We start from the raw sequence: 26,155 nt of genomic DNA, 5'->3' as shown, positions 1-26,155 counted from the left end.
CTAGCATGGCGGCCCTGCCGATGCCCTCCCAAAGCACAAACCGAGTCATCCTGCCGCAGGGCAGAACCGGTCATTCCACCGCCTCGGGAGCCTTCGCCTCTATGGCCCGAACCCGTCGCCAATCGAGCCCCGCAAACAGCGCCTCGAACTGCGCATGGTTCATCAGCATCAACCCGTCCTTCACCGCGGGCCAGGTGAAGCTGTGCTCCTCCAGCCGCTTGTAGGCCATCACCAGTCCGGTGCCATCCCAGTAGAGCAGCTTCAACCGGTCCGCCTTCCTGGCACGGAAGACAAAAACCGTCCCGGTGAACGGGTCCTTGCGCAGTTCGTTCTTAACCATCGCGGCCAGACTGTCGTGACCCTTGCGGAAGTCGATGGGCTTCGTGGCCACCATGATACGCACCCGGTTCGACGGGAAGATCACGGGCGGGCCTGCAGAGCCGTCACCAGTTCCGCGACCCGTGCCGCAGGCGTGGAAGCATCCAGTCGCACCGTCACAGGGCCAATGATCAGATCAATCGACACCGTCGCTTCCGGTGTCGCGATTGCCATCGGCGACGCCACGGGCGCTGCGAACTTTGCCCCCGCAATCTCGGGCACCACCAGCTTGCCATTCCGCGCCAGCGTCCGCCACGCCGAAAGGTGGTTCGCCTTCAGCGAATGGCGGTGAGCCACTTCGTTTACCGAGACACCCGCAACAAGCGTCTCCGCCACGATCCGACCCTTCGCCTCATCCGACCACCGCCGCTTGGCCGTCGGAGCCGCCAAAAGCTCCACAAACCCAACGGCCTCCATATGGCGCTCCTGATGGACTCCCATTGAAACCTCCCGTGCAAATATACCCACAGGGCCGCATCGCAGCTTACGGATTCAGCAGGAAGGTGGGGGCAGAACAGCGCTTACGGCTGACATGGCGCTCGGCCAGACCGACGGCCTCGGCCAGTTCCTGTATCGTGGCGAACTCGCCTGCCTCCATGCGCCGCCGCCAGCCCCATGCCCGGCCGATGGCGCGCAAGATGTGCGGGTCCTGCGTCTGATCCTCGCTCGGGCTGTAATCGGCGGGCGGCATGATCTTGGGCCGTCCGTTCTTCTTGCGCAGCTTCAGGGGGATCAGCACGCGGACCAGTGCATCGAACTCGTGCGGCGCGAGCGGTACCTTCACGGCGCGCAACACCTCGGTCTCGTAAGCAACGAGGTCGGTTCGGAAGAGCCGGAACGCCTCGCGGATCCCGGCATCGAGATCGCCGGGCATCCCGCGCGGCATCCGGGCCGGATCGGGCGGACCGGCAGCGGCGGTGTGGCCGATGCCGAAGGTCCAGACGTCCTTCACGTCGAGATAGGGTCCTGGCACGACGCCTTCGTGCCGGATCAGGGTGAGGCACCCCCGGTCGGTGGTCTGCATGGCAATGATCCTTCTGGAATTTCAGGGGGCGTCGTGGCGGCGCTCGAGCGCGGCGGTCAGCGCCTCGATCCGGGCGAGGATATTGGCGATCCGCTCGTCTATGACCGCGATGCGGCGGTCGGCCTCGACAATCTGCCGGTGGTAGAGGGGCGAGGCAGAGAGAAGTTCGGCCACCCGCGCCTCGAGCGACGTCAGGCGGGTGTTCTGCGTGCCGGCCCACCAGATCGCGGCCCCGCCTTGCGCCGACAGCGCAAGGGCACCCGACTTTGGCCGCAACAAATCTCGCCGCCTCGATGCGCCGCTGGCGTCTGACCTCGGCGGCCGTCGTGGACTCTGTGGCCGACCAGCGCTCCGCAGGCTGGGCCTGCTGGCGCGGGAACGCGGCAGGCCTCGGCGGATGGACCTTCGTGACGCGGATTTCGCTGACGACCCTGCAAGCGACCGGCATGGGGTTCTTCGGCCTCTACGGATCGACGGCCGCGCTGGCCACAACCCTGACGCTCGCCGCAGCCGTCAACTGCATCGGCATTGGCTTCCAGCGCGGCACGCACACCCGCTGGCAGCTGGTCACGAACGACGGCACTGGCGCACCGACCTTGACCGACATGGGAGCGAGTTTTGCCATCGCCACGGGCGGCGTGCTGACCCTGTTCATCGCCGCGCCGCCGAATGGGTCATCCGTCTGGGTGCGTGTCGTCGACGAGGTCTCCGGCGCGGTCTTTGAGCAGGAGATCACCGCCGACCTGCCTGCCAACACGCAGTTCCTGTCGCCGCGCCTGTTCCTGAACACCGGCGCGACCGCCGCCGCCGTCGCCTACGACTGCGCCGGGGTCTATCTGGAGACGGACTTTTAGAGCGAAGAAGGGGACCCGAGCCCGGCCTATCATCTCGAATACATGATCTTCGGCATTAAACTGCAGACTCGTAAGTCCTTTCACACTTGCGGCCCAAGCACTACTGCCCAAGAATTCACCTATATCTTCCGGATTACGGCGGTCTCGACTAGCGCGTGAAGATGTGCGCGCAGACCTGCCGCGATATGGCCGCCAGTGATCAAGACTCCAGCCTCCATATTCTTCTCCAGCGCGTGCCCAGTCAGGTTGGCGCTGGTCAAGAAGGCTGAATTGCCGTCGGCAACAGCTACTTTCGCGTGTACCCGCCCTTCAGCGAACGGTGCCGGCCGGTCGGTCCAGACATACAGCGCTGCCGAGGGGACACAGCGCCGCATCGTAGCAATAGGATCGACGGACAGGCTCCCGCCATGGCTCGTAGATGTCTCCAACAGAATTCGGATGTCGATGCCGCGATTGCTTGCAGCATTCAATGCATCGACCACCGAGGAGACGTCGTATGCGACGAAGCTGACGAGAAAGAGGTCACTCTGCGCGTGACCGATGAGATCCAAGAGCACCTGCTCCGTGCGGCGGGTGGCGACGAATGGTGTCGTCGGGCCCGTCCAAACGAGCTCGACACGGTTTTCGCGCTGCGCTTGTTGGCGGGCGAAGGCTGCGCCGACCAAGATCCCGGCCAGAACATCGCCTGATATTTCCGTCTGCTTCCAGGCGGTGATCAAGCGATCAAGTGCGGCGCGGGCAGCCGGCGTGCTCACGAGCTGATTCAGGCTTCCTTCTCGTTCGACCGGCATCGAACCGCGAACACGATCTGCGATTGCTTCGATCCTCGACGGTGATAACAGGGCCACGAGGTCTGTGGCCGCGAACAATATCGCTTCCATCAGACGGTCCCGAAGAATGCCGCGTCGGGATTTTCTAGGGTGGGTACCACGAGGGAACGATCGAGATGACGATTTCCCCTTTCACAGGACGTTTCCGAGACGAATGAGCAGGCGTGACATGCTGCGCCGTGAAGTGACTGATCCTTGCTCGGATCGTGTTCCGAACAGAGTGGATCCGAGGCGCAAATATGGGCGCGATCCAGCGCCTGGCGCAGAAGTCGCCCGAGATTTTCAGGCTTTCCTAGCTCTACGAGCCCCCCCAGAGTGCCATCGGAATCTGCTGCCGCCGTGTAGATGAGAAATCCGGCTTGATCCTTACCGTCCTCGACGTCTGCATAGATGCGCTCACGAATACTCGCAGCGTTGTAGCCACACTCCAAAGCCAGTTCCCGGATCAGCATGTGCGCGAGCGTGTGTAGCATGACATAGCGAACGCCCGGGTAACCTTGGTTTGCGTCCAGGTTCCTCTTTTGCCGCCATCCGCGATGGCCCTGCCGTAGCCGAGCGTCGAGAGCCTTAACCGGATCCTTATCGGCCCAAGTCTTCAATGCATCTGCATCGAAGCGAATGAAAACTCCTTCACCGTGGACTTGAGTGGCCGGCACCCAGTTCGGTGCTGCTCGTGCGAGCGGGGCCCGCGGGGCTGCCCCATCTCCCATTCCTTCGTCAGGAGACTCGACTCGTGTAAATCCAAGGAGGGCGTTCACCTCACGAAGTCGCTCCAGCAGTAGAACGCGTGTGATCGCCGCACCGAAGCCTGAGGGCAGACCCACCTTCTTGCTCATGAAATGCGGATAATCGGTGGGTGGGTTTTCGGCCGTAAGCACATCCCATTCCGGCCCTTTGAGGTCGCTCTGTTCCACGCCCGACCCGCCATTGCGGTGGGTTTCGATTGCGGACCAAATCTGCTCGTCACTGAACAGCTCGATTCCAGGCAGTTGTGCCGTTTTCTTCAGGGTCTTGACGACGAACGCCACTTCGGCCGCCGAAGTGACGTCTTCAAAGAACGTCCAGCCATCCGCGACAAGTTGCGCCAGAGGGCTTCCCACCTGTGGGATCGCGAGAACTGAGAGTGTGACCGGGAACCAGCTATTCGTTGCGCCGAGGAGAATTGCGCGAGGTTCCTCGGTGCATTCGTCCTCAAACCGATCTATATGCGGATGTCGCCCTCGGCAGGCTGGCAGGTTGTCTCGACCTGCCTGACCAAAGGCCTGCGCCATGTTCTTCGATGCGCCGCAGCCGTCGCATTTGACCCACAGGTTTTCGGTTTGAAGTGATGCGCCGCTCTCGAAAAACCTCAGCGTCGCGCGGCAAGTGCTAGGTCCGCCGTGAACGAACCAGTGCCAAGCAAAGTCGTCCAGGTGGCCAGCTCGACATGCCATGAGAAAGCGTGCTGGGACGGCATCGGCATCCCTTGCCCTTTGATCGTTATTCGAACCGCGACAGCCCTCGTGGACGAAACGTGTCAGTTCGGGCCGATACCTGTTTTCCTTCAGCTTGAACAAGCCGGCGTCATAGGGCGATAGCAGGCCGCATTTCACGCAGCGCAGCCACCGCGGGAAGGGCTTGACGGGCACGCCGATCAGCGCGGCGGCCGAAAATGGATCAGTGATATCCCTTTCGCCGACGGGCGGCATACGCAATGATTCGATTTGGGGTCCGAGCACGCTGCGGACGTTGGCGAGCAATCGTGCCTCTTGGATGGGCTGACACCTGTCTTTCTCCCATCGGTCGATCCCCATCGTGACCACGGACATGTTCGGGAGATCGATCAAGGCTCCCGGGCCGTAGGTCCAAAGCAACTGGCTCGGTCGAATTTCTCCTACGGGTGTCCTGCTCATTGCTGATCCTCCTGGGGTTGCGTCACCCGCGGTCTCCAAGTCGGATCACTCGTCGAACGGTCGTCCTCCATCACGAGTCTGACACCGGGCTCGACTTCGCGCATGGACATTGGGACCGTCCAGTCGGTCCAAGGCTTGAGGCCCGGCGCTGAAAGCAGCGGGTAGGCGGTGGGGCCTGCGCCGTGCTTCTGGTAGACGAGCGTGCGGCCGCCCACGCCAGCTTCATTGGCCCAATCGTCAGCGCGGCTCTTCATCTCCGCTTCGGTCAGGGACTTCTTCCCCGAGTCTTCAGTGACTTCCCACGTCCGAGCGGCGACTGCGCCGATGGTATCCAACATCTCTTTGAGGCTCGGACTGTTCATGGCTCCGGCGCCGTCATTTGCCGCGAAGGGATCGTAGGTGTGACGTATGATGGACAGCATCGCGCCAGTGAGTCCTCGGTCCAACGCCCGTGGCGAGAACGGTGTGACGGATTGAGCTTCGACGTGCTGATAGAAGGTCGCGTGGTAATGCTCAAATGTCTCGTAATGCGACAAGTCCCGAGGCCGCGCCCAGGTCAGCACAGTGGCCACCAGTCCTGGCGGCGTTCGGCCCACACGGCTGGTCGCCTGGATGTACTCGGCCGTTCCCTTCGGTTGACCGTTTACGACCATAACTCCGAGGCGATTCACGTCGACACCGACCGACAGCATGTTCGTGGCGAGAACGGCATCAATCGGCCGCGCCTCCCCTGGCTTCCTGTTGGTTAGCCATTTGCCCTGCGCCGGATCGAACGCCCCTTCGAAGGGCACCTCGAGCTGATCAAGGTATCGAGGAATGTCCTGACTGGAGACGCGAGACGTCAGTTCGCTGATTTCCTCGACCCGCCGCTGCGCGAGTCCAGGTCGGTCCACTAGGCTCATATCGACACGGAAGGAACGCGTTTGGACGTCGTCTTCGGCCAGACGCTTCATCCCTCCGAGCTCTCTCAGCGAATTGAAGTAGCCGACGAGTGTCATATAGGGGTCGGCCACCGGGCCGAACCGATCGAATAGCGCCTGCGCGGCGGTCAGGAACGCCGTGTAGGTCCTGATCAACACTGCGGGACGCGAGCTACCGGGTGCGCAGATACCCATGTACCGTCGGCCCGGTTTCTCGCGGACGGGTCTCTGGACCGAGAAGAAGTTGTCTTCGACGTCCAGTCCAGATGGTGGGAAAACCGAGATCCGGCGCATGAACACATTGCGCACTTGATCGTCAGCGCGCCGCACGGTCGCGGTGGAAGCAACGACCTTCGGGCGAACCTTCTTGTCGCCCAGAGCCCAGCTGCTCAGTTCGTCGACGGCCGTCTCGTAGAGGCCCACCATCGTGCCCAGCGGACCGCTGATGAGGTGGAACTCATCCTGAATGATCAGGTCTGGTGGTCGGATTGCTCGGACCGGCTTCACACTGGCGGCCGGATATGCCCCCCTTGCTCGATGACCCGTGCCACAGTCGTGACTCGGCCAGAGCAAACCATGGCGTCCGCATTCCTGCTCGACGCGGCCGAAAAGGTTCCGAACCTCTGGACGCCACGCCATCATCGCGAACTTGTCCACTGTCGCAATCATCATCGTTGGCGGGCGGTGATAGATTTCCTCGTCGACGACTTTTACGGGAAGCCCCGGGTGAGGCTGTCCAGTGGATTTTGCCTTCGAGAAATCGCAGCTGCCCAGCTTGTCGCCGCAGTGGATCAGCGTTCGGCCGGCGATCCTGTCGACATCGATGTCACGACCTCCGGAGATCTCCGAACCGCACCAAGGGCAGCTGGTCAGTTGTGCAGGCGAAGCGATGCCCGCCTTGTTGCGGTCGTTGTTTCGAATGGCTTCGACAGCCTGATGAGACGCGTCTGTCGTGCCCGGTGTCACGCGATTGCCGACCCAAAGACCGAGCGTAAATGGTTCCTTGCCCCAGGTCTTGTCGTCTGCACGACGAATGACCTCCATCGCACAGAGCAGCGTCGTCGCCCTCTGGAACTGCTGCAAAGTCAGCAGTCGCAGCGTGTACCGCATGATGACGGCGAGACCGCGAGATGCGTCGAGGCCGCCGAGATCATTCTTCAGTCGGCGCATGGCCATGGCGAAGGCCGCCACACCGAGATAGGCCTCGGTCTTACCACCACCTGTCGGGAACCAGAGGAGATCGGCGAACGCCTCGACTGGCTTAGTCCGGTCCGGGTGAGTCGGATCAGTGAGCGACGGGATCGACAGGAGCAGGAAAGCCAGCTGGAACGGGCGCCACGACCTGTTCTTCGGCATGTCCAAAGTGGTCACGTCGACGGCTTCGTTCCGTCTGCGCTTCAGAGCGTAGATGCTTCGGACACGCTGCAAGGCCATGGACCGATTGGCGAAGCGGAATGCCTCCAGCGCCTTTGGATCGGCAAAAAGCGTGCCCATGCCCTCTCGAAGGCGGCGCAGGATCTCCTCGCAGCGCTCGATGACGTCCTTGCCCGGATCGTCGAAGCCGGTGATCTCGGACCCCAGCCGGGCCTTCTGATCACCGATCCAGACGGCGTAGTCGTCGACGAGGCACGAAAGGGCTTCCCGCAGCGCGTCTGGCGCCATCTCCGCCAGCCGCGTCATGTCGAGCCAGCCCGCGTCGACCATGCGCCGCATGGCTGGGCGATCCCTGGGATCAAGGCCGGGCGTTTCGGTTACAGCGACTTCGTAGCGCGGGATGATATTAGTTCTGACGCGATGGGCCTTCGTCGGCTCCTCGGGCGTCGTATCCGCGTGAACGGACACTCCGTGGCCTACCGCGAACTCCAGCCGGTTGCGATAGATGAGTGCGAGACGGTCACGTTCCGGATCCTTGACCACCACTTCGTTGGAGGGGCGCCGCCGAAAGACCGACCTGTCACCGTGATCTTCGGGGGCCTCGACGGTGATCTCCGGCTGGAACAGCCATGCTCGATCCTTGTTGTCGTCAGGCTCCAGCTGTCCGTTTACGAGGAACAGAGTGACGAGACGTTCGCCTTTGGCGTTCGTCCGAACCGTGCCCTGAAGACGAACGTCGGGTTGGTCGGGGTCGGGAGTGGACGGTTTGATCGGACCGTCGACGAGCGGCAGCGAGACGACACCGCCACAAGGGATGCGGCGCCAGACCCTGACCTTCACCTCTTCCTCTCGGCCGGTTTGGCGGTTGCGCCTAGTTTTGGTGATGTCATGCTCATCATTCGGGACGCGCTCGTAGCGGCCCCAACGGGCATCCACCGCCAACGCCTGCACATCGGGTGCGACGCAGAAGGTCAGCCCCATGCTCGAAGGTACCAGAGACTGGTTGTTCGTGGTGTCGATCTCGTCGAGCGCGTCATCTTCGGGCTCCACCCGACCGGTAGCACTCGGGAATTCTGCGCCCGGCTCGTGCAGCGAGGCGGTCCGCTCTTCCTCAAGGTCGCCGGCCTCATCGGATGCGGAAGCCGGTTCCACCTGAGCAGTCTGATCATCACCCGGCCGCCGGGGCGCCAACTTGCCGACGAGGTAACGATCTCGAACGCTCATGTCCTTGATCAACTCGTGCGGCCCTTCCGCTGGGCCGAGCAGATCGTCCCGCACCGAGACCTCAAGAAGATCGCGAACGTAGGTCACGTCCTGGATCAGCGGCACCGCATCGGGTGAAGCAGCGCCGAGCGAGGGAAGGACACGAAGGAAATCACCCCAAGGCAGCCGTGTCGCCGGTGCGCTCGGCGCGGTCAGGCCGAGCGCGGTCAGAGGAACCGCCGGATCAACGCTCAGAACTTGGTCGAAATAGATGGTCCGACCATCGGTATCTGACCGGACGCGCAGAATACGAGCGACGATCCTTACTGCATCGTCGGACCCTATGACGACTGCCCAGTCGCCTAGAGCGACGGCGGTTTCGTCGGTTGGGCCGAGTTTGATCCGGAGTGCACGTCCGTTGGTGACAGGCTCGCCACGGATGATCCACGACGAATACTGCTGGGCGGATTGTTCGATCAACTCAGTCATTTCGTGTCCCTCTACCGCCTTGCAATCAATTCTTTTATAAATTCGTCAGCCAATTGTCTTCCATTGATCATATTGATCTGAGATCGAATCTCGGACGCACGTTTGATGTCGTGTTCGGTAACCCGGCGCGGATCGGGGAACGGCAATGCCCTTAAGTCTTTGACTAGGACCTTTGGGAACATCCCTTTGGCAGCTTTTGCTGATATTGCCTTGATGTATTCCGTGGCAATTGAGCTATTTAGGTATAGCTCCAGAATTCCATGTAACTTCTGGCCTGATCTCTGCTTAACGCAAATTATGCTTGGATTGTGCACGAACTGATCATCACTCCTTGAGGCGATGATGAGATATGGGTCAATGCCTACAATCTCTCGCACCAGCACGCGATCTCCATCGAACCACGCTGGATCGATGTAATTCGACACCCATGGCCCATAGCTTGCCCAAAGCCCGCTCCAAGCCACATTAAATGCCGCGATATCTCGCCCCTTCAGCTCGCGAACGAAAGTATCATCTAGTTTCGCGTCGGCGTGCCAGGGCTTGTCACGAACAATCGCCTCCGCGTCTTCCGTACTCATTCGTTTCACGAGCGCGTGCTTATCGTATGGCTTGTATCCCTGTTTCACAAAGAACAGATCATCCAATTTGGGGAGGTGGGTTGGGATGGTTACTTGTGGCTGATCTAAACCGGCCCAATGGGAGCGTCCCTTAATTGTCGATTGAGGGATCTTTAGCTCTGAAACGGACCCGGTTGCTATTGACGTTGAATATCTGAGGTCACCGTCGCCAATTTTCCTAGTCGTGAAGAAAATTACACAGCAGCGAACTGACGCAGATCTAAATATCGGCTGGTTTGTCAGGTCGATCACAGCCTCTACCTTGGTTTTTTCGGCAATGTAAGAACGGAGCTTTTTGGCCGAGTCGTTTAGCAGAATTGTATTTGGAAGGACCAAGGAAATGGTGGCCTTTGGCCTGCACAGATTTTTCGATTGTTCGACAAAGGCCATTGCCGTTTCATAGTCACCAACGAGATCGAAACCAGAAGTAAGCCAGCGCTTATATTTTTCTCCTGTAATTGCTCCCCAAGGCGGATTTCCGACAATGCAATCGAACCCTTCTGCGTGCTGGGAAAACACTTCCGGAAACTCCACCGGCCAATGAAATGGCGTGTGGATTTGGTCAACTGCCCCGATTTCTCGAAGGCTGCGCTGTGATTGTGATTTCATGGCCGCTTTGGTCTCGATATTGCCCTCAAGCGCCACTTCTGCCTGAGAGGCAAGCATTCTGATATGTAAATCAACAGCCTGGCCGCTTTCTTCAGCGAGATGATGGCCTACAAGCGAATCCGCTATGAGTTTCGGTAGCGCTAGCTCATCGCGGGACTGAGCATCGAGCGCGGCCATCGCATCCACATCTCCGATGTCCCGGATGGGAATGGAGCGCAGACGGGTGCGCAGTTTGATGGCCTTCTCCACGGCAGCCTGAATGCTTCGCCCGAACAACCTGAGCTGCGTCGACCCTTTCGGGGCCATGCTGAGTTCAGTCAGTTGCCGGATGTCATGGATCCCGAGGAGGCTGTCCCCGCTGCGCAGATTGTGGTCGAGGAAGCCGAAGGGCCGCCCCTTGGACATGGTGGTGAGCCAGAGCGAGAGTTTTGCCAGCTCCACGGCGAGCGGGTTCTTGTCGACGCCATAAAGGCACCGTTCCGCCACGAGGCGACGCGCGACGATCGCGCGTTCCTCGATGTCCTGCGACAGCGGGTCGAACTCCTCGGTCGCATCATCGAAGAGGCGCCCTTCGCTGTCGATCCGCTTGCCGTCAGCCTCAGCCGCCGCCCAAGCCTCGACCAGGCGGTCGGAGAGCCAACGGCACGCCTGCACCAGGAAGGCTCCGGACCCCATCGCAGGGTCGCAGATCTTCAGATCCAGCAGGTCTTCGGCGCTCTTCAGTTCCCAGTCCTCGGGTGCCTTGCCTTCGGCCGGGCCGCGGTAGGCAACCGGAGTCAGCGTTTCCGCGACGATCTTCTCGGTCAGGCTCTTGGGCGTGTAGTGCGTGCCGCTCTCGCGCCGGTCGGCACCGAGGACCACGACGAACGCGCCTTTGTGGTGCACGAGCGGATAGCCCCAGGGGTCGGTCCGCAGAAGGGGCGCGTAGGGCAAGATGCGATTTCGCAAACCAACGTCGCCGCGACAGACTGTGAGCAGACGTGCGGCGAGACGATCGTCCGCAGACCGCTCCAGGGCATTGCGGATGGCGGACTCCGAGCGTTCGCTCCGTTCCTTCAATAGTTCAGCCACTTTCGCCGGGCCATCCAGCCGCGCTGACTCCATTTCGCCCAGCGTGACGCGCGGGCTCTTCGCCTTTGCGCCGCTGTCGAGTTCCAGCGTGACGTCGTCGACGCGCTTCACCGTGCGCTCGAGGAGACCCTCATAGACATGACCGATCTGCTCAACGTCGAGCGCCCGGTATGACAGCGTACGACCCTCGAAAAGCTGGATCGCATCCAGCAGGAGAAGAACAGTGCGGTCGTCGATCGGCAGCGGTTCTGCAGGATCACTCCGCCAACTCGTGCCCTTCTTTCGACCTTCGAGGAATGGGTACCGATCCGGGTCGAACAGCGAACCACCGAGCGCTGGGAGGCGCAGGGTCGGATGATCAATGCCGCCGTAGACGCCACGAAATAGGGCCAGAAGCCGCGACCAGGCGGATCGGCGACGCTCGAGGATCTCTTCCGAATCCGCCCGCAACTGCATTCGTAGGCTGGAGATGGCGTAGAAGGAGTCGTAGCGGGGGTCGCCGAGCAAGAGCAGACCGCGTTCCTCGGCCGCCAGCAAGAAAACCAGCCGCATCATGACCGTCAGGCCGGCTTCGTAGAGTTCTCGCGGATCGACGTCGCGCAGGAGTTCTCGATTGCGATCTTGATCGGCACGGTCGAGTGCTTGAACGAGCACCTCGACGGCCCGCCGAACTTGTTCTCCGAGTGCCTCAGTGACGTCGTCCTGATGCTTCAGGGACCGCTCATACAGTGTCGGTAGCTTGCCCTCATCGGGTCCGAAGAAGCGCCGAACGCCAAGCAAGCTGACGAACGCCCGCATTGTTTCCGATTCCTGGCCCCAGAGGCGCGCATACCAGCTCGCGAAGCCTGCCACTGCGCCGACGGGTGCGTGGACGAGCATCCAGCGCTCGCCATTCGTGACGATCCCAGTGGGGCATCCCGTTGCCCGAAGCAGTGCGACCATTCGGTCGGCCGGGGTGATCGCGAGACCATCGAAGCGACGCGTCGTATCGAGGTCTGTGTCGGGATCGTAGGCGTGGATGAGCAGAAGCGGTTCATCTGAGTTTGTCGGACTCACTACCGCCAGATCGGGTGCGATCGTGACACCGTGTTCGGGCATTGAGACTGAAAGGCTTGCAGGCAGCGTTGCTCCCTTGCGCAGCACCGTCTCATCCATCTCCAGTGCGTTGCGGAGCACCTCTTCGATCCATGCCGCGTGCAGCGCAGAAAGGTCGAGGTCATCCACGTCGACTGCATCGCGCCATTCTTCATAGGTCCGGCGCAGCCGCTGAGACCGCCCGGAGGGTAGAGATTCGAGACCCTGCGGGAAGACCTCCTTGAGGACGGGTACCGCAAGAAACGGCCCCGAAACTTCGATGAGGTTCAGCCACTCGTGATCGTTGCTCATGAGCGCTTCTCCGTCGCGAGTGAGTTTGGAACCAGCAGCACTACCGCTACCGGGAAGGTATGCTCGACGGCATTCGAGTGCCGTTCCTCGATCGCAAGCAGCTCCTGTTGGCGCTCCGTTGGAATCCGGGCCAAGCGCGCTTCTAGGGCTGCTTGGTCGCGCTTGAGCTGAGTGCGTTCGTCTTCGGAGAAGAGCGAGAGCTGCACTGGTTGCTGTTCTGCCGCAATCTCAGTTTTGAGCGCCCGTTCGAGATCATCCAGCACTTGGCGGATGTCCTCTGCCTCTTTGCGTTTCCTGGTCTCGATCGTGTTCACGAGGAAGCGCAGTCGGTCTTTCGAGCGTGCCTCGACGGCTGCCAGAACAGAATCGCGATGTTTGTCGAAGCGCGTCCTTAAGGCATCGAACGTCGCATCCGACAGCGCTGCAGGTTGCGACTCTTCCAACCAGCGGCGGATTTCCGTGACCCGTTCCTCTCGTCGGAACCCGGCATCTCGCAGGTAGCCGCCAGCTTCCGTGAGCTCTTCGTGGAGGCGATGATGGTTTCCGCCGGTCACGACGAGCCGCGACATCACCACAACGGCCGGTCCGTCGATCCGACCATCCGGCAGCGCACGGACTGTCACACGGTTTAGCTTCTTCACGTCGTCACGGGCCCAGATTTCCGCGCGCAGGAGCCGGAGACTCATCTGGACCAGCCGGTGGTTCAGGTGGACGAGGACCACGTCGTCGCGGCCCTTGGCGACTTCGTGGTCGAAGGTGATGGGGCGGACCTTCTGCGTGTAGGGGTGTTCGAGACCCTCTAGGCATCGGGACCAGGAACCCGAGAGAGGTGGCATTCGAAAGACCGTGCCATCTGGTGCATCGGCCAGAGAAGTGGGTTCCAAGTCGGGTTTGTCCGCAAGGCGCAGCGCGGTACGTACGGCCCGCTCAATATGGTCGGGCACGAGGCTTTGCTCGCGTCGGGTCTCGCTCAGCCGTTCATGAAGTTTGGCCACACGATCACGAAGGTCGCGCTCCGCTTTCACGAAGCGGCGAGATCTCTCCATCCGAGCTTCAGCTTGACGCGTGTCGAGTTCGCGACGGCGGCCCTCAAGTAGGTCAGGCAATTGAGGTGCAATAACGGGGTTCACACTCCCCATGTCGGCGCGCATCGCATCCAGTTTGCGAAGCGCGCGAAGGATATCGTCACCGTGACCGCCTTCGGCATCCACCGGATGCCAGATAATGACTTCACTCGCGCGTTGACCATGACGGTCGATGCGGCCGTTCCGCTGTTCCATCACATTCGGGTTGTACGGAATTTCGAGGTGGATCATCAGATGGCAGTGGTTCTGGAGATCAATACCTTCTGAGGCAGCATCGGTTGCCAGTAGTATCCTCACCGGGGACTCTGCAGGATCAGCTTGGAAGGCTGCTTTCACGCCTTCGCGTTCTTTAGGGTCCATGCCGCCATAAATGAGCGCCAAACGCTCGCCCCCGAAGCCGTTGGACGCAAGGATCTCCTGCATCCATTGCTGGGTGGCGCGATATTCTGTGAACAGGATAACCCGCTCATCCTTCCAACTGTCATCGTTCTTCAGGTGATTGGCTAGCCAATTCAGTACAGCGGTGGCCTTGGCGTCGGTCCGACGAGCCGCCAGTTGGGCCCAGGAGCGCAATTGGTCGAGCATCCGGCGTTCGTCGTCGGTCGGCGGCCGGACGTGTTTGCCCGCCTCCTCGATCGCTTCAGCCTCGGCGGCGTCCCGCTGAGCATCGTCTGCGTAGTCCTCTTCGGTCTTTGCTATCGCCCTCCGAAGGATGCGATCATCAAACTTCTTCTTGCTGCGGTCGCCTGACGAGCGACCTTCAATCGTCGCGCTATGCCGCTCCAGTGTCGCAGCGAACGCGGCGGGAGACGATGACAAGCGCTTGCGCAGCAGCTGGTGAACGAAGTGATCAACAGCCCGTCCTCCATCAGCACCGCTTTCGCGGCTCTTGATGAATGCCTCCAGCTGCCGCCGGGTATCTCTCTCGTCTGGGCCATACTTTACCGGGAGCGCCTCGAGGCGCCGCTCCGGGTAAATGCGCTTGCCGTTCGCATCGACCAGATCGGTCTTCAGCCGACGAACCATTACTCTAGCAAGCTGAGGGTCACTGGGCATGACATTTCTCGCAAACCTCTGATCATCGAGAAGTTCGAGAAGCGCGGTGAAGGATTCCGTGTAGCCGTCGTGCGGCGTGGCGGTAAGGAACAGCTTGTGCTGGAAGTGTGGTGCGGCCAGACGAACCAGCCGTGTCCTTAGGCTTTCGACCGCATAGCGGCCGACGGTCGGGGCAACGTTGTGAGCCTCGTCGATAATGAGCAGATCGAATTTTCTAGGATGGCTCACGTGCGGGGGCAGCGCGTCCCGCAGAAGACGCAAGCCTTCACCCTGCTTGGCCCAGTCCATCGACGTGATGAGACGGGGAAAAGAGGTCCAGGGATTGGCATGGAGTCCGCGCTCACGGCGGAGACGCTTGACGTAGTCTGTGTCGACGATCCGAAACTCCAGCCCAAACTTCTCCTGCATCTCGACACGCCATTTTTCCTGCAATGAGGCAGGACAGAGTACGAGGACCGTGCGGGCGCGGTGACGCAGGAGCATCTCTTGAACTACGAGCCCTGCTTCGATGGTTTTCCCGAGGCCGACGTCGTCTGCGATCAGAAGATTGGTCCGCGCCATGTCGATAGCGCGCACCAACGGATCAAGCTGATAGTCCTCGATGCTGACGCCGCTGCGGAATGGTGCCTGCAGATACCCACGATCGGCGTTCGTAGCGGCCCCCCAAACGACCGCGTCGAGAAAGGCTTGAAGCGTCGAAGGGGCGTCCAGTCCCGTTATCCGCGGCAGGCCGGCCCGCTCGATTACATGAGCTCCGGGCTCCAATTCCCAGAGCACTTCTATTTCCTCACCCAGTGCATCCTCGTCAATGGACGCGAGCCTGACGAGGTGCCGCTTGGGAAGTCCGGGGGCGACCGAACCGCTTTCGACCTCGGAGACGATCCATTGCCGGCGGCGAGCTTCGACCAGCTGACCCGGTTCTGGTGCAGTGGTGTGAGCTACTGCTTCGATGAGTTTAGCCGTCGTCATTGACATGGATGGGTCCTGTTCACTCTGCGAGCATCGACAAGTTCGGCGATGCGGCTTGCGGCTTGGCTGGCGTCTTCGTGCTCCCAGATCCGGACTGTCTCCCAGCCGAGCGCATGAAGACGCTGATCTGTATCGGCATCCCTGGATCGATTGGTTTCGATCTTCTCGCGCCAGAAATCGGCATTGCTCTTCGGCCAGGAGGCGTGCTCCGGACACCCGTGCCAGAAGCATCCATCGACGAAAACGGCCACCTTCGCACGGCTGAAAACGATGTCAGCGACGCGCCTCGGCTTCGTAAGGAGCGGAACGTGAAGGCGATAGCGCAGCCCTCTGGCATGCAGCGCCCTGCGGAGGTCGATTTCCGCACGCGTGCCCTTCTGTCGCACGCGGGCCATCCTTCGGCTTGCGTCAGGCGACGAGGGCTGTGCGATTGCCATTTTGTGGGGCCATCTCCGTCTTTTCGGGCCGTGCCTGGTACATTTCGATCAAATGCCTGTTGATGCTACGACCGATCACTTCCCCAAGCGTAACCGGCACAGCATTTCCAATCATGCGTCCAAGTGTCTTGAAATGGATCGAGCCGCCCTCGGGGACAAAAGAATAAGACGTGGGGAAGCCCTGCAAGATTGCGCCCTCACGCAGTGAAATTGCTCGCTCCTGGTCCGGGTGACCAAACCTGCCGTTCCCGAACCCGTAATACTGGGTCGTGAGCGTCGGTGAGGGAGCGTCCCATTCCATGCGGCCGTAAACGCCCGGATAGGTTCTCCCGCTTTCTTTTCGATGGCAGTCAGCAACGAGGTGTGCCGGCCAGTCTCGCCAAGTCCCGCCCGGCTTTGAGGCACGAATGCGTTCGATGTTCAGGGGAGACAACCTTGAGGCAGTATGGAGCGCATCTGCATCGTGGCTCTCGCCGTGGGAAATTGGCGGAAGCCCCCCGATCGCCTCGCGAACTGTGCGAACCTTATGCTCATCGGGTTCGATAACGTTGATCGGCCCCAGTCTAGAGGCGAGCAAGACCATGCGTTTCCGGGTTTGAGGCAGCCCATACCTCGTGCAGTCGATTACGCCTCGATGGACGACGTAGCCTTGGCATTTTAGTGAGGCTGAAAAATCGTCAAAGACCGCATGTTTCGCGACAGTCGGAACGTTCTCCATGGTCACGATTTCCGGCTGCAACTCCCTCACAAGACGATCGAACTGATAAAGAAGCCCCCAGCGAGGACTGCTCAGAACATCGTACCTTTGCGAGTAAGTGGAGAAGGGCTGACAGGGAGCACAGCCTGCGAGAACCTTTATCTCTGCGCTGCCGTAGAGTTCCTTCAGCCGCTCACCAGAAACTCTGCTGACGTCCTCATTGATGAACTCAGCAGAGTTGTTGAACTCGAAAGGATGTCGGCAAGTCTCTTCGACGTCGACGCCAGCGACAACATTGATGCCTTCTCGTTGCAGGCCATGGGTGAGCCCCCCAGCGCCGCAAAAGAGGTCAATGCACGCTACGTCTTTCATCCGAACTGAAACCCCCTTGGCGGCTATGGGCTCACGCCTTGAAATCATCTGCCGCCCTGCCGGTCCTAACCCATCCATCCACTTCGTCAGACTTGAATTTCCAAAGCCTGCCAACCTTGTGCGCGGGCATCTCACGCTTGGCTATCCACCCATACACGGTGTCCCGGCTGACCCCGAGGTAGTCTGCGATCTCCTCAACGGAGAGCCATCGATCAGTCATGGATCGACCCTTCCAGGTCCAGCGTGCCTGCACATGACAGAGTGTTGCACGGGGTCTTAGCCGAGTAAACCGGAATAAGGGGTATCCAGCCGGTTTTGGACGACATAAGGTCAGGGAAATTGCGCAACCGTACGGTCTGGGTGAGCGTCTTGAAAGATTGCTGTCTTGGCAAGATCATAGGGGCATGCCTACGTTTCGGTTGCCCTTTCAGTGAGGCCACGGATGTGTGGGACGGAGGATGGCGTCAATGATCCCGGTTTCTGGCATCAAGGGCGCCGTCGAGTTTCTGCCGCAACTCAGGAGAGCGACCGAAAGCTACCAGACCGCCTGCATGGCTGGTCTGACAGGGCGAAATCCAGCACAAGAACATCGGCTCCGAGCCGGCAATACCATCAAGCCGCCATCGCGGCGAAGCCGAACCTTACCCTGCTTGAGAAGCCGATCAACATCGTCGCCGGTAATGATTTCTACGCAGCCAAGCAGGTCGAGTACAGCAAGAGCGGCAACTACCTGACGCGCAGTCTCGTGGCGCTGACCGACGTCGGACAGAACACATCGATTTCCCGCATCAACACCAAGCTGGCAGCTTTTCCGACTTGGAATGCGGTATCCATCGAGACGCGCCACGGGCTGCTCATCGCGCTGGCGCAAGAAGTCTGGAAGACAACCGCCATCGGTGTCTGATCACGGCTTCGGCGACGGAACTTGCTCTGTCGCCCCACAAAAAATCGCGCAGCAATTCGCGTAAGCGCGCATTGGCGGCCTATGACACGGGAGAGAGTTCGATACTTGACCCTTTCCCTCCGCCACCAAATCTCTGTATTATCCTTTAATATCAGAGACTTAAGTGGCTCTCGTGAGTTGCCTGAGGTAACACACGAGGTTACACAAACCATGATAGTGATGTTCGCCGCAGGTGCCTTAAGGGTCATGTGCATGCACCTCCTACTCAAAGGAAATACCTACTATTACCGCCGCCGCATCCCTGAGGATGTGAGATCGCTCTACAAGGTGCCGGGCAAGCGGGCACGTGACCCGGACGCCATGTCGCGGCTCTAGCAAGGGCGGCAGCTCATGCACAACAACCTATTCGGCCGGTCGTTGCTGGATAGTGTCGACGCGCGGGCGATGGATGCACGCGCGGGCCAGAGGCCCGGAAAGAGAACGTCTGGCGGCGCGACTGCCCGGAGCGCATGACGGGCCTCCAGCTCTCGGGGCAACACCGGGGCGAAAGCCCGCATCCCGACCCCAGCTGCGGGCACGCCGCCTTGCGCAAGCGGATGATCGCCGCGCAGGGGCAATGGCGCAAGACCGACAGCGGGAAACGAGTGCCAGAACTCGCGGGGGGATTGAATTCCACGACGGCCTGCGCCAACCTCACACTGCCGCCTGATCCGCATGGCCAGCTTTTGGCGATATCTTCCACCGAACCGGGGTCCGACGCGGTCCGAATTCGAACCGATCATCAAAGGAACCCGCTCCATGGGCCTCACCGATTTCCAAGCCAGGATCCTCTCGAAGGGTGAAGAGCGTTTCAAGCTCTATCAGCGAAGCCACAAGGCACATTTCGGCGTACCGGCCTCGGGCAGGATCCTGGATTTCGGCTGCGGTGCGGGTGGATTCCTGCTGGCCGCGCAGCAGAACGGGCTGGAGGCCTGGGGCATCGACACCGAAAGCGCGCGCCAGAGCCAGTACCTGAGCATCGCCGACACCAGCTTCCCGGAGCTGCGCGACCGCTTCCATCGCTACGACGGCCGGCTGATGCCCTTTCCGTCGAACCATTTCAATGCGATCCATTCCTGGTTCGTCTTTGAACACGTGACGGATCCGCAATGCTCGATCCGCGAGATCGTCCGCACGCTCGCCCCCGGCGGCACGCTGATCATCCATGCCGACGACGTGCGCAACAACTGGGATGGCCATGCCGCCGCGGTCTGGCCGCCCTACCTGCCGCGCGAATTCGCCGCCGCGTATCTGGACGGCCTGGGGAAGGCAGAGCAGTCGGAGTTCATCACGACCTGCGTGGTCTACATCAGCGCCCCCGTCCTGGTGGATATCCTGACGACCTTCGGGATGGAGATCCTCTACGTGAACGCCACGCCCGAGCGGCCTGCCATCCCCGAGGCGCTTTACGTCACCAGCGACGCGGAAGCCCGCGCCCTTGGCCGGAAGATGCGGGACAGCCAGATACCGAGCCCCGCCGAGAACCTGAACATCGTCGCGCGCAAGCCGCTGAAATAGGATCGACGGCCCTGACCTGCGCGTACTGGGCGACGATTTCGAACCTTGATGGCGACAAGGGCTGTTCCGCGTCCCGCGCCGATGCAGGATACGGTGGATCTCCATCCTCTGGCCCCGGTCGCGAAAACAGATCGCATAAGACCCGTCAGAACATTTGCGATCGCCCGGGCGGGCATTCGTCACGCCCTCGGCTTTCGGCCTGATGCGAGTGCGTGACACGGATCCCGGATTTCGCCGGCGTATCGGTCGGCTTGATCCGGCCCCGGTTCTGCGCGCTGTCCTCGCGGATATCAGCCCTTCAGCGTATAATTCAACACGCTGGGAGTCGTGGCGCGAATCCTTTGCTGATCGCATTCTGCAAAGACGCCGCTCCCTCCGCGAAGTCGCCGACCTCCGTCAGCTGCCAACATGACCTAGAAGCTGAATAGTTTCTTGATCTTTCGTTTCAGCATACGACGGCGATATTTCCAGGTTTTCTGATAGTCTTGAATGAACATCGCGACCTGTGGACTGAGATCAGATACCTTCGCGATATCTTCAAGCCTGTCCTGACGGATGCTTCTCTTGATAAACCCTTCAAGCCATCCATAGAACATATCAGGATAGGCACGATCCGGAAAATACTTTTCCTTCCACTGCACAATGGTCTTGATCTGCCGAAAGCCATTTTGATGAAGGTTGTTTCCATGCTTTCGGTAAAACATCACAACATTGTTTCCGAGCGAGAATTTCAGCTCGGGATGCCCCGTCATGTGCCGGAATAGCCGCGTCCGCAGAATGATGTCGTCACCGGTCATCGTTTCGTCGAACCCTCCGACAGTCAGAAGCGCGTCGCGTCGAAAGACCTGCCCCTGAATATAGAAAGACCCCAGGAAATTATACTCCAGCTCGATCAGATCCTGAGCGGTCCGGGGAAAATTCTCAGCAGAAGGAAGGTGGATTTCGCCCGTTATCTGCTTGCCGTTTTCGTCGATCTCGCAATGGCCGGTGTTCGCGGAAAAGACGAGGTTCTGATCCTTTGACAAAACCTCAACCGCATTGGCGATGCAGTCCGGCATCAATATGTCATCCAAAGACATCATCGCAACGAATTCGCCGGAGGCTGCGGCAAGGACCTTATTGAAGTTGGCGGGGACATTGCCGGAGTTTTCCTGCTTTATGAACCGCGCCGGAAACGGGCTTTTGGCGAGGGCAGCTTCGATCACCCCGACGGAATTGTCAGGTGACCCGTCATCCAAAACAATGATTTCAATGTTTCGGTAGGTTTGTTCATAGATGGATTGCAGCCCCGCGGCGGCGAATTTCGCGTGATTGTAGGATACGCATAAAACAGAACACAGAGGGGACATTCAGGTCTCGCTTTTCTGCCTCGGCGGAGGAGTGGCATGTAAGGGAACGCAATCGACGACGACGCGATGCAGGTATCAGACGACGCGCAATAGTTCAGGCACGATCCGGTTTCTGACAAGGGACGCATCCAGGTGCGGCCCCATTGGCAGGCTCAGCACTTCCTGTGCAAGGCGGCGGGCGATCGGGAAGGCTTTGGCCTCGAAGCCAAGATCTGCATAGGCACTCTGCATATGCGGCGGAATAGGATAGTGGATCAGCGTCCCGATCCCGGCCTTTGCGAGTTGCGCCTGCAGCTGCTCGCGCGCGTCGGTGCGCACAACGAACAGGTGCCAGACCGGTGCGGCCCATTCCGGCACATGCGGCAGGATCAAACCGCTGTCCTTCAACCCCTCGAGATAGGCCGAGGCGATCGCCCGCCGCCTCTCGGTCCAGTCGTCCAGAACCTTCAGCTTTACCCTCAGAACCGCGGCTTGCAGCGGGTCCAGGCGGGAATTCACCCCGGGAAGCTCGTTGACGTATTTCTCGCGCGAGCCGTAGTTGCGCAGCATCGCCACCCGCGCGGCCAGGTCGGCATCATTCGTGGTGATTGCCCCGGCATCGCCAAAGGCGCCAAGGTTTTTGCCCGGGTAGAAGCTCCAGCAGACGATATCGCCATGGCCGCCCAGTCGACGCCCCCTGTAGGCCGCGCCATGCGCTTGCGCGGCATCCTCGATCACCCGCAGGCCGTGGCGTTTGGCGATTTCAAGGATGGGCTGCAGATCGGCGGGTTGTCCGTACAAATGCACGGGCATCACCGCGCGGGTCCGCGGGGTGATTGCGGCCTCGATCAGGTTTGGGTCGATGTTATGGGTGAGCGGATCGGGCTCGACCGGGACAGGCCTGGCGCCCACGCCGGACACCGCAAGCCAGGTGGCGATATAGGTGTTTGAGGGCACGATGACTTCGTCGCCCGGACCAATCCCGAGCGCGCGCAGGGCAAGCGTCAAGGCGTCGAGACCGTTGGCAAGCCCCACGGCAAATCCGGCACCGCAGTAGGCAGCCCATTCCGCCTCGAAAGCCTCGACTTCCGGGCCAAGGATATACCAACCGCCCTCGAGAACGCGCGCCACGGCGGCATCGATCTGCGGTTTCAGCTCGCGATAGGTCGCGCCCAGATCAAGGAAGGGGATCATCACGCCTCTCCACGAAGCGCCGCCAGGAACGCGTTGTAGTCCCTGAAGTAATCGGACTCGTCATAGGGGTGCGACGCAAGCACCATGCAAACGGCGCCCTGGCTGAAGGCGTCCATTTCGCGCCAGATCATTCGGTTGATGTAAAGCCCCTTGCGCGGGTCACGCAGCCAGTATTCGGTCTGGTTCTCGCCATCATCAAGCTTGATGCGGAAACTGCCGGACAAGGCAAAGACCACCTGTTCGAGATCGCGATGCGCATGCCCGCCGCGCTCGGCGTCAACGGGCACATTGTAAAGGTAATAGACCCTGGCGATATCGAACGGCACATGGTTGCCCCCTTCCACGAAGGTCAGGTCGCCGCGAGGATCATGGATTTGCGGCAGGCTGATGATCCTCGCACTGCCTTGGGGCGTGGAAACTCGTGTCATGGAAGGGTCACCCTTTGAGAAGTTGGAGGTAGCTGGCGCGGGTCTTTTCGAACAGCGCGCGCGGATAGTCAAAGAAGATGTCTTGTTCCGTTCGGTGGGTCTCGATCATGCCAAGACGGCGATAGAACGCCTCTGCATGGGTGTTTGCCACCCGCACATCGACCTTGGCCAGCTTCAGGTCCAGATGCTCGAATCCGACACCGAATGACAAGACCGCACTTTCCAGGGCGGCCTTCGGGGGTTTGTTGGCATCGAGTATCCAGCTGCCCCAGGTGAATTGCGCGTCATGGATGTCATAAAGACGCACCAGGCCGCAACGGGTGCCGTCGTGACGCTCGATCACGTAATACAGCTGCTCACACCGGGCCTCCAGGGCTTTGTAGCGCTCAATCCACTGCCGCTGATCCTCGGCCGTCCCCGTAACCGGAGAGAGGTAACGATTGTAGAGCGGATCGACGCGCAACGCATGCGCATAAGGCGCATCTTCGGGCGTGATCAGCCTTAACCTCAGCCGGGGCCCGGTCACATGAGCGACAGGCGATGGTGTCATGATGCCCTCAGACATTTGTTATGGTGCAGCGGCGGCGGTCACCATTATGGGTGTTTCCAACCCGCGCCACCAGTGACAATCCAATGGTTGACCAAGGCTCTTGCGGCGAAGGGCCTGAGGTCGAAGGTCCCCGTCGCCAGGTCGAAATCCGCCAGCCCCACCATGGCGAGGCCGGAGGCGACAAGACACGGGGCATCAGCGCGACAGGCATCGCCGGTCCGTGGTCGGCCACCATCGCGGTCGTCATCGGTTCGGGCGATGCGGATCAGCGGCAGATCTGCCGGATCTGTCCATGCGTTCCACCACAACGCCTTCCTGATCGTGTCGAACGGCGACCGCGCCCGCTATGGCTCGATCACCAGCGCGTGGGAGCACTTCAATGAATGGAAGCGGCTGGAAGAGGCGGATGAAGGCAGCGTCGATGCGGAACGTCTGCTGAATGGCATGCTGGCGCACCACCGACTGCTCGATCTGGTCGAGAACTTCATCCTGTTCGACGAGAGCAAGGCGGGCGCCGCGCGCAAGGTGGTGGCGAGAAACCATCAGGTTCTGGGCGTGAACCGCGCCGTCGCCTCGGTCGCACGGCAAGAGGCGATCAAGGCGGAGATCGCGCCGGGAGAACGACTGCGGCACCGCGTGGTCGAGCTGCCGCTGGAACGCAAGGTGCCGGCGAAGCGCAGGAAGGGCGACCTAGCGCTTGTGACGTCGGAAACGGCGCTTCCGTCTTTCATCTGGGAGAAGGAACAGACCAAGGCAGACGTCGAGGTTTTCATCTTGGACGAGGTCTTCGCAAGTCTACCGTCACCCCCGTTCACGCCCGATGAAAAGAAAGCACTTGCCGCAAGCGTCTACGCCCACCAAGCGAAGAAGACGATGCGGTAAAGGGTGATCAGTTTGCGAAGCATGATGCTCTCCTGTGCCGTGATCTTGGGGGGATGCTCAGGCCTTGTCGGCGGTCTTCAGGCTGAACATCAACTGCTCACGTGCCCGCTTGCCCGGCACCTTGTGGAGCGAGCGCACATCCTCAGGGATGCGGCGGCGGTAATAGTAGGTATTTCCTTTGAGTAGGAGGTGCATGCACATGACCCTTAACAGGCCGCTGAAATAGTCGGCCTCGACTGCGGATGCAGAACATGATTCACCCCTTCCCACGGCGAAGGGGGCCTGTTAAGGCACCTGCGGCGAACATCACTATCAGAGGCACGGTTGGCCGAGCTTGATCGTCAAACCGGACTGGATGCTGCGAAATCCTTTGCGGGCGAAGGCGATCTGTTCCCGGCAGTCGACGAGCTTGAAGATCCGCTTGGCGATCGGCATGCCTTCGGTGGTGATTGTCGTCGTGACCGAGGGCGACCAGGTCGCGATCCTGTTCACCCCGAAATGCGGCTGGAGCGGAAAGTCCCGCCCTGAGGGCCGCATCACATCGATCCACGGCGCCCCGGCGCGGCTGCGGGCATACACGGCGGCCTTACCCGCAGGCGGCGGGGTCGGCGCGGCCGACAGCCCCGGCAGGACTGTCGGCTGCGGCAGTTCCACCTGGCCGCTGGCGCGGTCAATGTGGATGGCGTCGTAGAAGGCTGATCCGTCCGGGCTGACCTTGAAGCTGAAATCGTCATTGCCGAGGAGGCCAATCAGCGCGCGGGCGGCGAAGCCGGTCTTGAAGGCGAAGGCGGCGTCATTCCCGGCGGCCGCCTTGTTGACGGTCGCCTCGATGCCCGCGCCTGCGTTGTTCAGAAGGACGGCAGGCGTGTTCACCGACAGACGATTGAAGCTGTCAGCGGTCGCTCCGCCGAGGCCGAGCAACTGCGCGGTCAAGGCAACATTCGTCTTGCGGACTTCCAGGACGCGCCGAGCATCGTCGTTCACGAATTCGAACAGGGGGCAAGCCAGATCCGGCTTGATTTCGTCTGCGTGCGGCTGGGCAAGGTCGTGCGGGTGAAGTTGCGGGCGGCGCGGTAACGGGGGCACGCTGCCGCCGCGGCCCCGAACCCGCCAGTTGGCGCTTTAACAGGCAGTGTTTTTCGGGTTTATGTGACCTGCAAGCCCAAAACTCACGCCATCTCCGCTACGCAATGACGGGGGAACGAATGCAAGACAGAGCGCCGTCTTCGGGGCCGATCCGCGCCATGTTTCTGGGAACCTGCCGCATGCATGACCCGGAGCATACGATACAGAAATCGAGCGGGCTGCACACGCGCCGCACCCCGCACCGCGTTCACTCGCCGGGGCAGGTGCTGGCATTTATCCGGCATATGAACGGCACCGCCCCCTATCGCCCGGAGACGGTACATCTCGTCTCGGATCATGCCGCCGAACAGGTTCTGGCCTTGGGACAGGACCGACAGGATCTGCTGGACAAGCTTGAAGACCTGCGCTCCGTCTGGCCGAGCTTCGCGGTCCACGTGATCGAGATCAGCGCTCTGCGCGAGTTCGAGGCCGATCTTGGCGGGACCTCGCTGACGGTCAATATTTTCGCCGAGCGCGACCAGGAAAGATATGCCGACGAGATCGCCCGGCAGGCCGCTGCCGGCGTGTCGGTGCCGGTCGCGCCCATTTCCATGCGCCGTCTGACCCAGCATCAGGTGCTCATCGGGATGCGGCAGATCAAGGCCGAACTCAAGGGCAAGCCGGTGATCTGGGTCAGTCACATCCGGCCGGGGGGGACCGAGGAACGGGATGCCGTGGTGAACGCGGTCCGGCTTCTGGGGTCCAATACCCTGCGTGCGGGGGCCGCGGCTTTGGGCGACAGATTCTTCGATCCCTCCGATGTCGCCGCCGAGATGGGCCGGGCCGCCTTCTTCCAGAAAAACGGCGAGGACCTCGATCACATGACACCCGCCGCCGCCGAGAGGTTGGGCCAGATTTATCTCGGCATGATCCGGGACATTCTCGGCAGCTGAGCGGACAATCTGCAGGGCGCGGGCGTTTCGA

General features: G+C 60.8%; 22 protein-coding genes and 2 pseudogenes. 6 read left to right on the top strand and 18 right to left on the bottom strand.

The features are described from left to right. Window positions 1-70: 70 nt before the first annotated feature. Genes tnpB through AC4PTB_RS13845 form a run of 4 tightly spaced genes read right to left on the bottom strand, consistent with a single transcriptional unit; the run spans window position 71 to window position 1,678 of the window. On the bottom strand, window positions 71-394 hold the full coding sequence (tnpB, locus tag AC4PTB_RS13860; protein ID WP_164517419.1) for an IS66 family insertion sequence element accessory protein TnpB: 324 nt from the start codon (window positions 392-394) through the stop codon (window positions 71-73). 26 nt (window positions 395-420) lie between these two features. Beyond that, window positions 421-819, bottom strand: coding sequence for a transposase (locus AC4PTB_RS13855; RefSeq protein ID WP_492190504.1), 399 nt, complete (start codon window positions 817-819; stop codon window positions 421-423). Between the two features lie 43 nt (window positions 820-862). Next, complete coding sequence (locus AC4PTB_RS13850) at window positions 863-1,402, bottom strand: glycoside hydrolase family protein (RefSeq protein WP_492190503.1); 540 nt, start codon at window positions 1,400-1,402, stop codon at window positions 863-865. 21 nt (window positions 1,403-1,423) lie between these two features. Then, a complete protein-coding gene (locus AC4PTB_RS13845; protein WP_492190502.1) occupies window positions 1,424-1,678 on the bottom strand; it encodes a hypothetical protein in 255 nt (84 codons plus the stop codon). Between AC4PTB_RS13845 and AC4PTB_RS13840 the strand changes: the two are divergent. After that, window positions 1,657-2,256: pseudogene (locus AC4PTB_RS13840) on the top strand (DUF2793 domain-containing protein); the annotation flags it as partial. The gene AC4PTB_RS13845 and the pseudogene AC4PTB_RS13840 sit on opposite strands and share 22 nt — an antisense overlap. A gap of 119 nt (window positions 2,257-2,375) precedes the next feature. Here AC4PTB_RS13840 and drmC read toward each other — a convergent pair. Genes drmC through mads1 form a run of 8 tightly spaced genes read right to left on the bottom strand, consistent with a single transcriptional unit; the run spans window position 2,376 to window position 17,483 of the window. Beyond that, complete coding sequence (gene drmC / locus AC4PTB_RS13835; RefSeq protein WP_492190501.1) at window positions 2,376-3,137, bottom strand: DISARM system phospholipase D-like protein DrmC; 762 nt, start codon at window positions 3,135-3,137, stop codon at window positions 2,376-2,378. Further along, window positions 3,137-4,978 carry a DrmB family protein gene (gene drmB, locus AC4PTB_RS13830; RefSeq protein WP_492190500.1) on the bottom strand — a complete coding sequence of 614 codons (1,842 nt, stop codon included), beginning with the start codon at window positions 4,976-4,978 and terminating at the stop codon, window positions 3,137-3,139. The genes drmC and drmB overlap by 1 nt, the downstream gene beginning before the upstream one ends. Beyond that, window positions 4,975-8,964, bottom strand: a complete 3,990-nt coding sequence (gene drmA / locus AC4PTB_RS13825; protein ID WP_492190499.1) for a DISARM system helicase DrmA — start codon at window positions 8,962-8,964, stop codon at window positions 4,975-4,977. The genes drmB and drmA overlap by 4 nt, the downstream gene beginning before the upstream one ends. An 11-nt stretch (window positions 8,965-8,975) precedes the next feature. Beyond that, entirely contained in the window at window positions 8,976-12,647 is a 3,672-nt protein-coding gene (locus AC4PTB_RS13820) for an Eco57I restriction-modification methylase domain-containing protein (RefSeq protein ID WP_492190498.1), read from the bottom strand. Next, window positions 12,644-15,763, bottom strand: a complete 3,120-nt coding sequence (drmD, locus tag AC4PTB_RS13815) for a DISARM system SNF2-like helicase DrmD (RefSeq protein WP_492190497.1) — start codon at window positions 15,761-15,763, stop codon at window positions 12,644-12,646. The genes AC4PTB_RS13820 and drmD overlap by 4 nt, the downstream gene beginning before the upstream one ends. After that, window positions 15,754-16,152 (bottom strand): very short patch repair endonuclease, encoded by a 399-nt coding sequence (locus AC4PTB_RS13810; protein ID WP_492190496.1) that lies wholly within the window; start codon window positions 16,150-16,152, stop codon window positions 15,754-15,756. Before AC4PTB_RS13810 ends, drmD begins: the two co-directional genes overlap by 10 nt. A gap of 13 nt (window positions 16,153-16,165) precedes the next feature. Continuing rightward, window positions 16,166-17,263 carry a DNA cytosine methyltransferase gene (locus AC4PTB_RS13805; protein ID WP_492190495.1) on the bottom strand — a complete coding sequence of 366 codons (1,098 nt, stop codon included), beginning with the start codon at window positions 17,261-17,263 and terminating at the stop codon, window positions 16,166-16,168. A gap of 31 nt (window positions 17,264-17,294) precedes the next feature. Next, on the bottom strand, window positions 17,295-17,483 hold the full coding sequence (mads1, locus tag AC4PTB_RS13800; protein ID WP_165054474.1) for a methylation-associated defense system helix-turn-helix domain-containing protein MAD1: 189 nt from the start codon (window positions 17,481-17,483) through the stop codon (window positions 17,295-17,297). A gap of 222 nt (window positions 17,484-17,705) precedes the next feature. On the opposite strand from mads1, the gene AC4PTB_RS13795 reads away from it, so the two are divergent. The 3 genes from AC4PTB_RS13795 to AC4PTB_RS13785 all read left to right on the top strand — a co-directional run bounded on the left by AC4PTB_RS13795 (window position 17,706) and on the right by AC4PTB_RS13785 (window position 19,724). Further along, window positions 17,706-18,167, top strand: coding sequence for a GmrSD restriction endonuclease domain-containing protein (locus AC4PTB_RS13795; protein ID WP_492190494.1), 462 nt, complete (start codon window positions 17,706-17,708; stop codon window positions 18,165-18,167). Between the two features lie 81 nt (window positions 18,168-18,248). Next, on the top strand, window positions 18,249-18,542 hold the full coding sequence (locus AC4PTB_RS13790) for a DUF6538 domain-containing protein (RefSeq protein WP_492190493.1): 294 nt from the start codon (window positions 18,249-18,251) through the stop codon (window positions 18,540-18,542). Between the two features lie 423 nt (window positions 18,543-18,965). Next, window positions 18,966-19,724: a class I SAM-dependent methyltransferase gene (locus AC4PTB_RS13785; protein ID WP_492190492.1), complete on the top strand. Its 759-nt coding sequence runs from the start codon at window positions 18,966-18,968 to the stop codon at window positions 19,722-19,724. 413 nt (window positions 19,725-20,137) lie between these two features. Here AC4PTB_RS13785 and AC4PTB_RS13780 read toward each other — a convergent pair whose 3' ends face one another. The 4 genes from AC4PTB_RS13780 to AC4PTB_RS13765 form a co-directional block, all read right to left on the bottom strand. Then, window positions 20,138-21,073: a glycosyltransferase family 2 protein gene (locus tag AC4PTB_RS13780; protein ID WP_492190491.1), complete on the bottom strand. Its 936-nt coding sequence runs from the start codon at window positions 21,071-21,073 to the stop codon at window positions 20,138-20,140. A gap of 75 nt (window positions 21,074-21,148) precedes the next feature. Further along, window positions 21,149-22,249, bottom strand: coding sequence for a DegT/DnrJ/EryC1/StrS family aminotransferase (locus tag AC4PTB_RS13775; protein ID WP_492190490.1), 1,101 nt, complete (start codon window positions 22,247-22,249; stop codon window positions 21,149-21,151). Beyond that, complete coding sequence (locus AC4PTB_RS13770; protein ID WP_492190489.1) at window positions 22,246-22,674, bottom strand: sugar 3,4-ketoisomerase; 429 nt, start codon at window positions 22,672-22,674, stop codon at window positions 22,246-22,248. The genes AC4PTB_RS13775 and AC4PTB_RS13770 overlap by 4 nt, the downstream gene beginning before the upstream one ends. Before the next feature lie 7 nt (window positions 22,675-22,681). Next, on the bottom strand, window positions 22,682-23,239 hold the full coding sequence (locus AC4PTB_RS13765) for a GNAT family N-acetyltransferase (protein WP_492190488.1): 558 nt from the start codon (window positions 23,237-23,239) through the stop codon (window positions 22,682-22,684). 243 nt (window positions 23,240-23,482) lie between these two features. Here AC4PTB_RS13765 and AC4PTB_RS13760 point away from each other — a divergent pair, with 243 nt between their 5' ends. Continuing rightward, window positions 23,483-24,106, top strand: coding sequence for a hypothetical protein (locus AC4PTB_RS13760; protein WP_492190487.1), 624 nt, complete (start codon window positions 23,483-23,485; stop codon window positions 24,104-24,106). 57 nt (window positions 24,107-24,163) lie between these two features. Here the strand turns inward: AC4PTB_RS13760 and AC4PTB_RS13755 are convergent, their stop codons facing one another. Next, a complete protein-coding gene (locus tag AC4PTB_RS13755) occupies window positions 24,164-24,301 on the bottom strand; it encodes a DUF6538 domain-containing protein (RefSeq protein ID WP_492190486.1) in 138 nt (45 codons plus the stop codon). 231 nt (window positions 24,302-24,532) lie between these two features. Beyond that, window positions 24,533-25,042, bottom strand: a pseudogene (locus AC4PTB_RS13750) (DUF2793 domain-containing protein); the annotation flags it as partial. 269 nt (window positions 25,043-25,311) lie between these two features. Between AC4PTB_RS13750 and AC4PTB_RS13745 the strand changes: the two are divergent. After that, the gene (locus AC4PTB_RS13745) at window positions 25,312-26,124 is read left to right on the top strand and encodes a hypothetical protein (RefSeq protein WP_492190485.1); all 813 of its coding nucleotides are present in this window, start codon (window positions 25,312-25,314) and stop codon (window positions 26,122-26,124) included. The last annotated feature ends 31 nt before the right edge of the window (window positions 26,125-26,155 follow it).

Source organism: Rhodobacter sp. 4.3.4 (assembly GCF_058724655.1).
Note: the sequence above shows the minus strand (reverse complement) of the source record. Positions and strands in the feature narration are given on the sequence as shown.

What these genes read in the sequence shown, in the direction of transcription:
- AC4PTB_RS13850 (WP_492190503.1), bottom strand. Translation starts at nt 1,402, where the DNA reads ATGCAGACCACCGACCGGGGGTGCCTCACCCTGATCCGGCACGAAGGC.
- AC4PTB_RS13790 (WP_492190493.1), top strand. Translation starts at nt 18,249, where the DNA reads ATGACACGGGAGAGAGTTCGATACTTGACCCTTTCCCTCCGCCACCAA.
- AC4PTB_RS13770 (WP_492190489.1), bottom strand. Translation starts at nt 22,674, where the DNA reads ATGACACGAGTTTCCACGCCCCAAGGCAGTGCGAGGATCATCAGCCTG.
- mads1 (WP_165054474.1), bottom strand. Translation starts at nt 17,483, where the DNA reads ATGACTGATCGATGGCTCTCCGTTGAGGAGATCGCAGACTACCTCGGG.
- AC4PTB_RS13780 (WP_492190491.1), bottom strand. Translation starts at nt 21,073, where the DNA reads ATGTCCCCTCTGTGTTCTGTTTTATGCGTATCCTACAATCACGCGAAA.
- drmA (WP_492190499.1), bottom strand. Translation starts at nt 8,964, where the DNA reads ATGACTGAGTTGATCGAACAATCCGCCCAGCAGTATTCGTCGTGGATC.
- drmC (WP_492190501.1), bottom strand. Translation starts at nt 3,137, where the DNA reads ATGGAAGCGATATTGTTCGCGGCCACAGACCTCGTGGCCCTGTTATCA.
- AC4PTB_RS13820 (WP_492190498.1), bottom strand. Translation starts at nt 12,647, where the DNA reads ATGAGCAACGATCACGAGTGGCTGAACCTCATCGAAGTTTCGGGGCCG.
- AC4PTB_RS13755 (WP_492190486.1), bottom strand. Translation starts at nt 24,301, where the DNA reads ATGCACCTCCTACTCAAAGGAAATACCTACTATTACCGCCGCCGCATC.
- AC4PTB_RS13785 (WP_492190492.1), top strand. Translation starts at nt 18,966, where the DNA reads ATGGGCCTCACCGATTTCCAAGCCAGGATCCTCTCGAAGGGTGAAGAG.
- AC4PTB_RS13745 (WP_492190485.1), top strand. Translation starts at nt 25,312, where the DNA reads ATGCAAGACAGAGCGCCGTCTTCGGGGCCGATCCGCGCCATGTTTCTG.
- drmB (WP_492190500.1), bottom strand. Translation starts at nt 4,978, where the DNA reads ATGAGCAGGACACCCGTAGGAGAAATTCGACCGAGCCAGTTGCTTTGG.
- AC4PTB_RS13795 (WP_492190494.1), top strand. Translation starts at nt 17,706, where the DNA reads ATGTGTGGGACGGAGGATGGCGTCAATGATCCCGGTTTCTGGCATCAA.
- drmD (WP_492190497.1), bottom strand. Translation starts at nt 15,763, where the DNA reads ATGTCAATGACGACGGCTAAACTCATCGAAGCAGTAGCTCACACCACT.
- AC4PTB_RS13805 (WP_492190495.1), bottom strand. Translation starts at nt 17,263, where the DNA reads ATGAAAGACGTAGCGTGCATTGACCTCTTTTGCGGCGCTGGGGGGCTC.
- AC4PTB_RS13855 (WP_492190504.1), bottom strand. Translation starts at nt 819, where the DNA reads ATGGGAGTCCATCAGGAGCGCCATATGGAGGCCGTTGGGTTTGTGGAG.
- AC4PTB_RS13760 (WP_492190487.1), top strand. Translation starts at nt 23,483, where the DNA reads ATGCGGATCAGCGGCAGATCTGCCGGATCTGTCCATGCGTTCCACCAC.
- tnpB (WP_164517419.1), bottom strand. Translation starts at nt 394, where the DNA reads ATGGTGGCCACGAAGCCCATCGACTTCCGCAAGGGTCACGACAGTCTG.
- AC4PTB_RS13765 (WP_492190488.1), bottom strand. Translation starts at nt 23,239, where the DNA reads ATGTCTGAGGGCATCATGACACCATCGCCTGTCGCTCATGTGACCGGG.
- AC4PTB_RS13810 (WP_492190496.1), bottom strand. Translation starts at nt 16,152, where the DNA reads ATGGCCCGCGTGCGACAGAAGGGCACGCGTGCGGAAATCGACCTCCGC.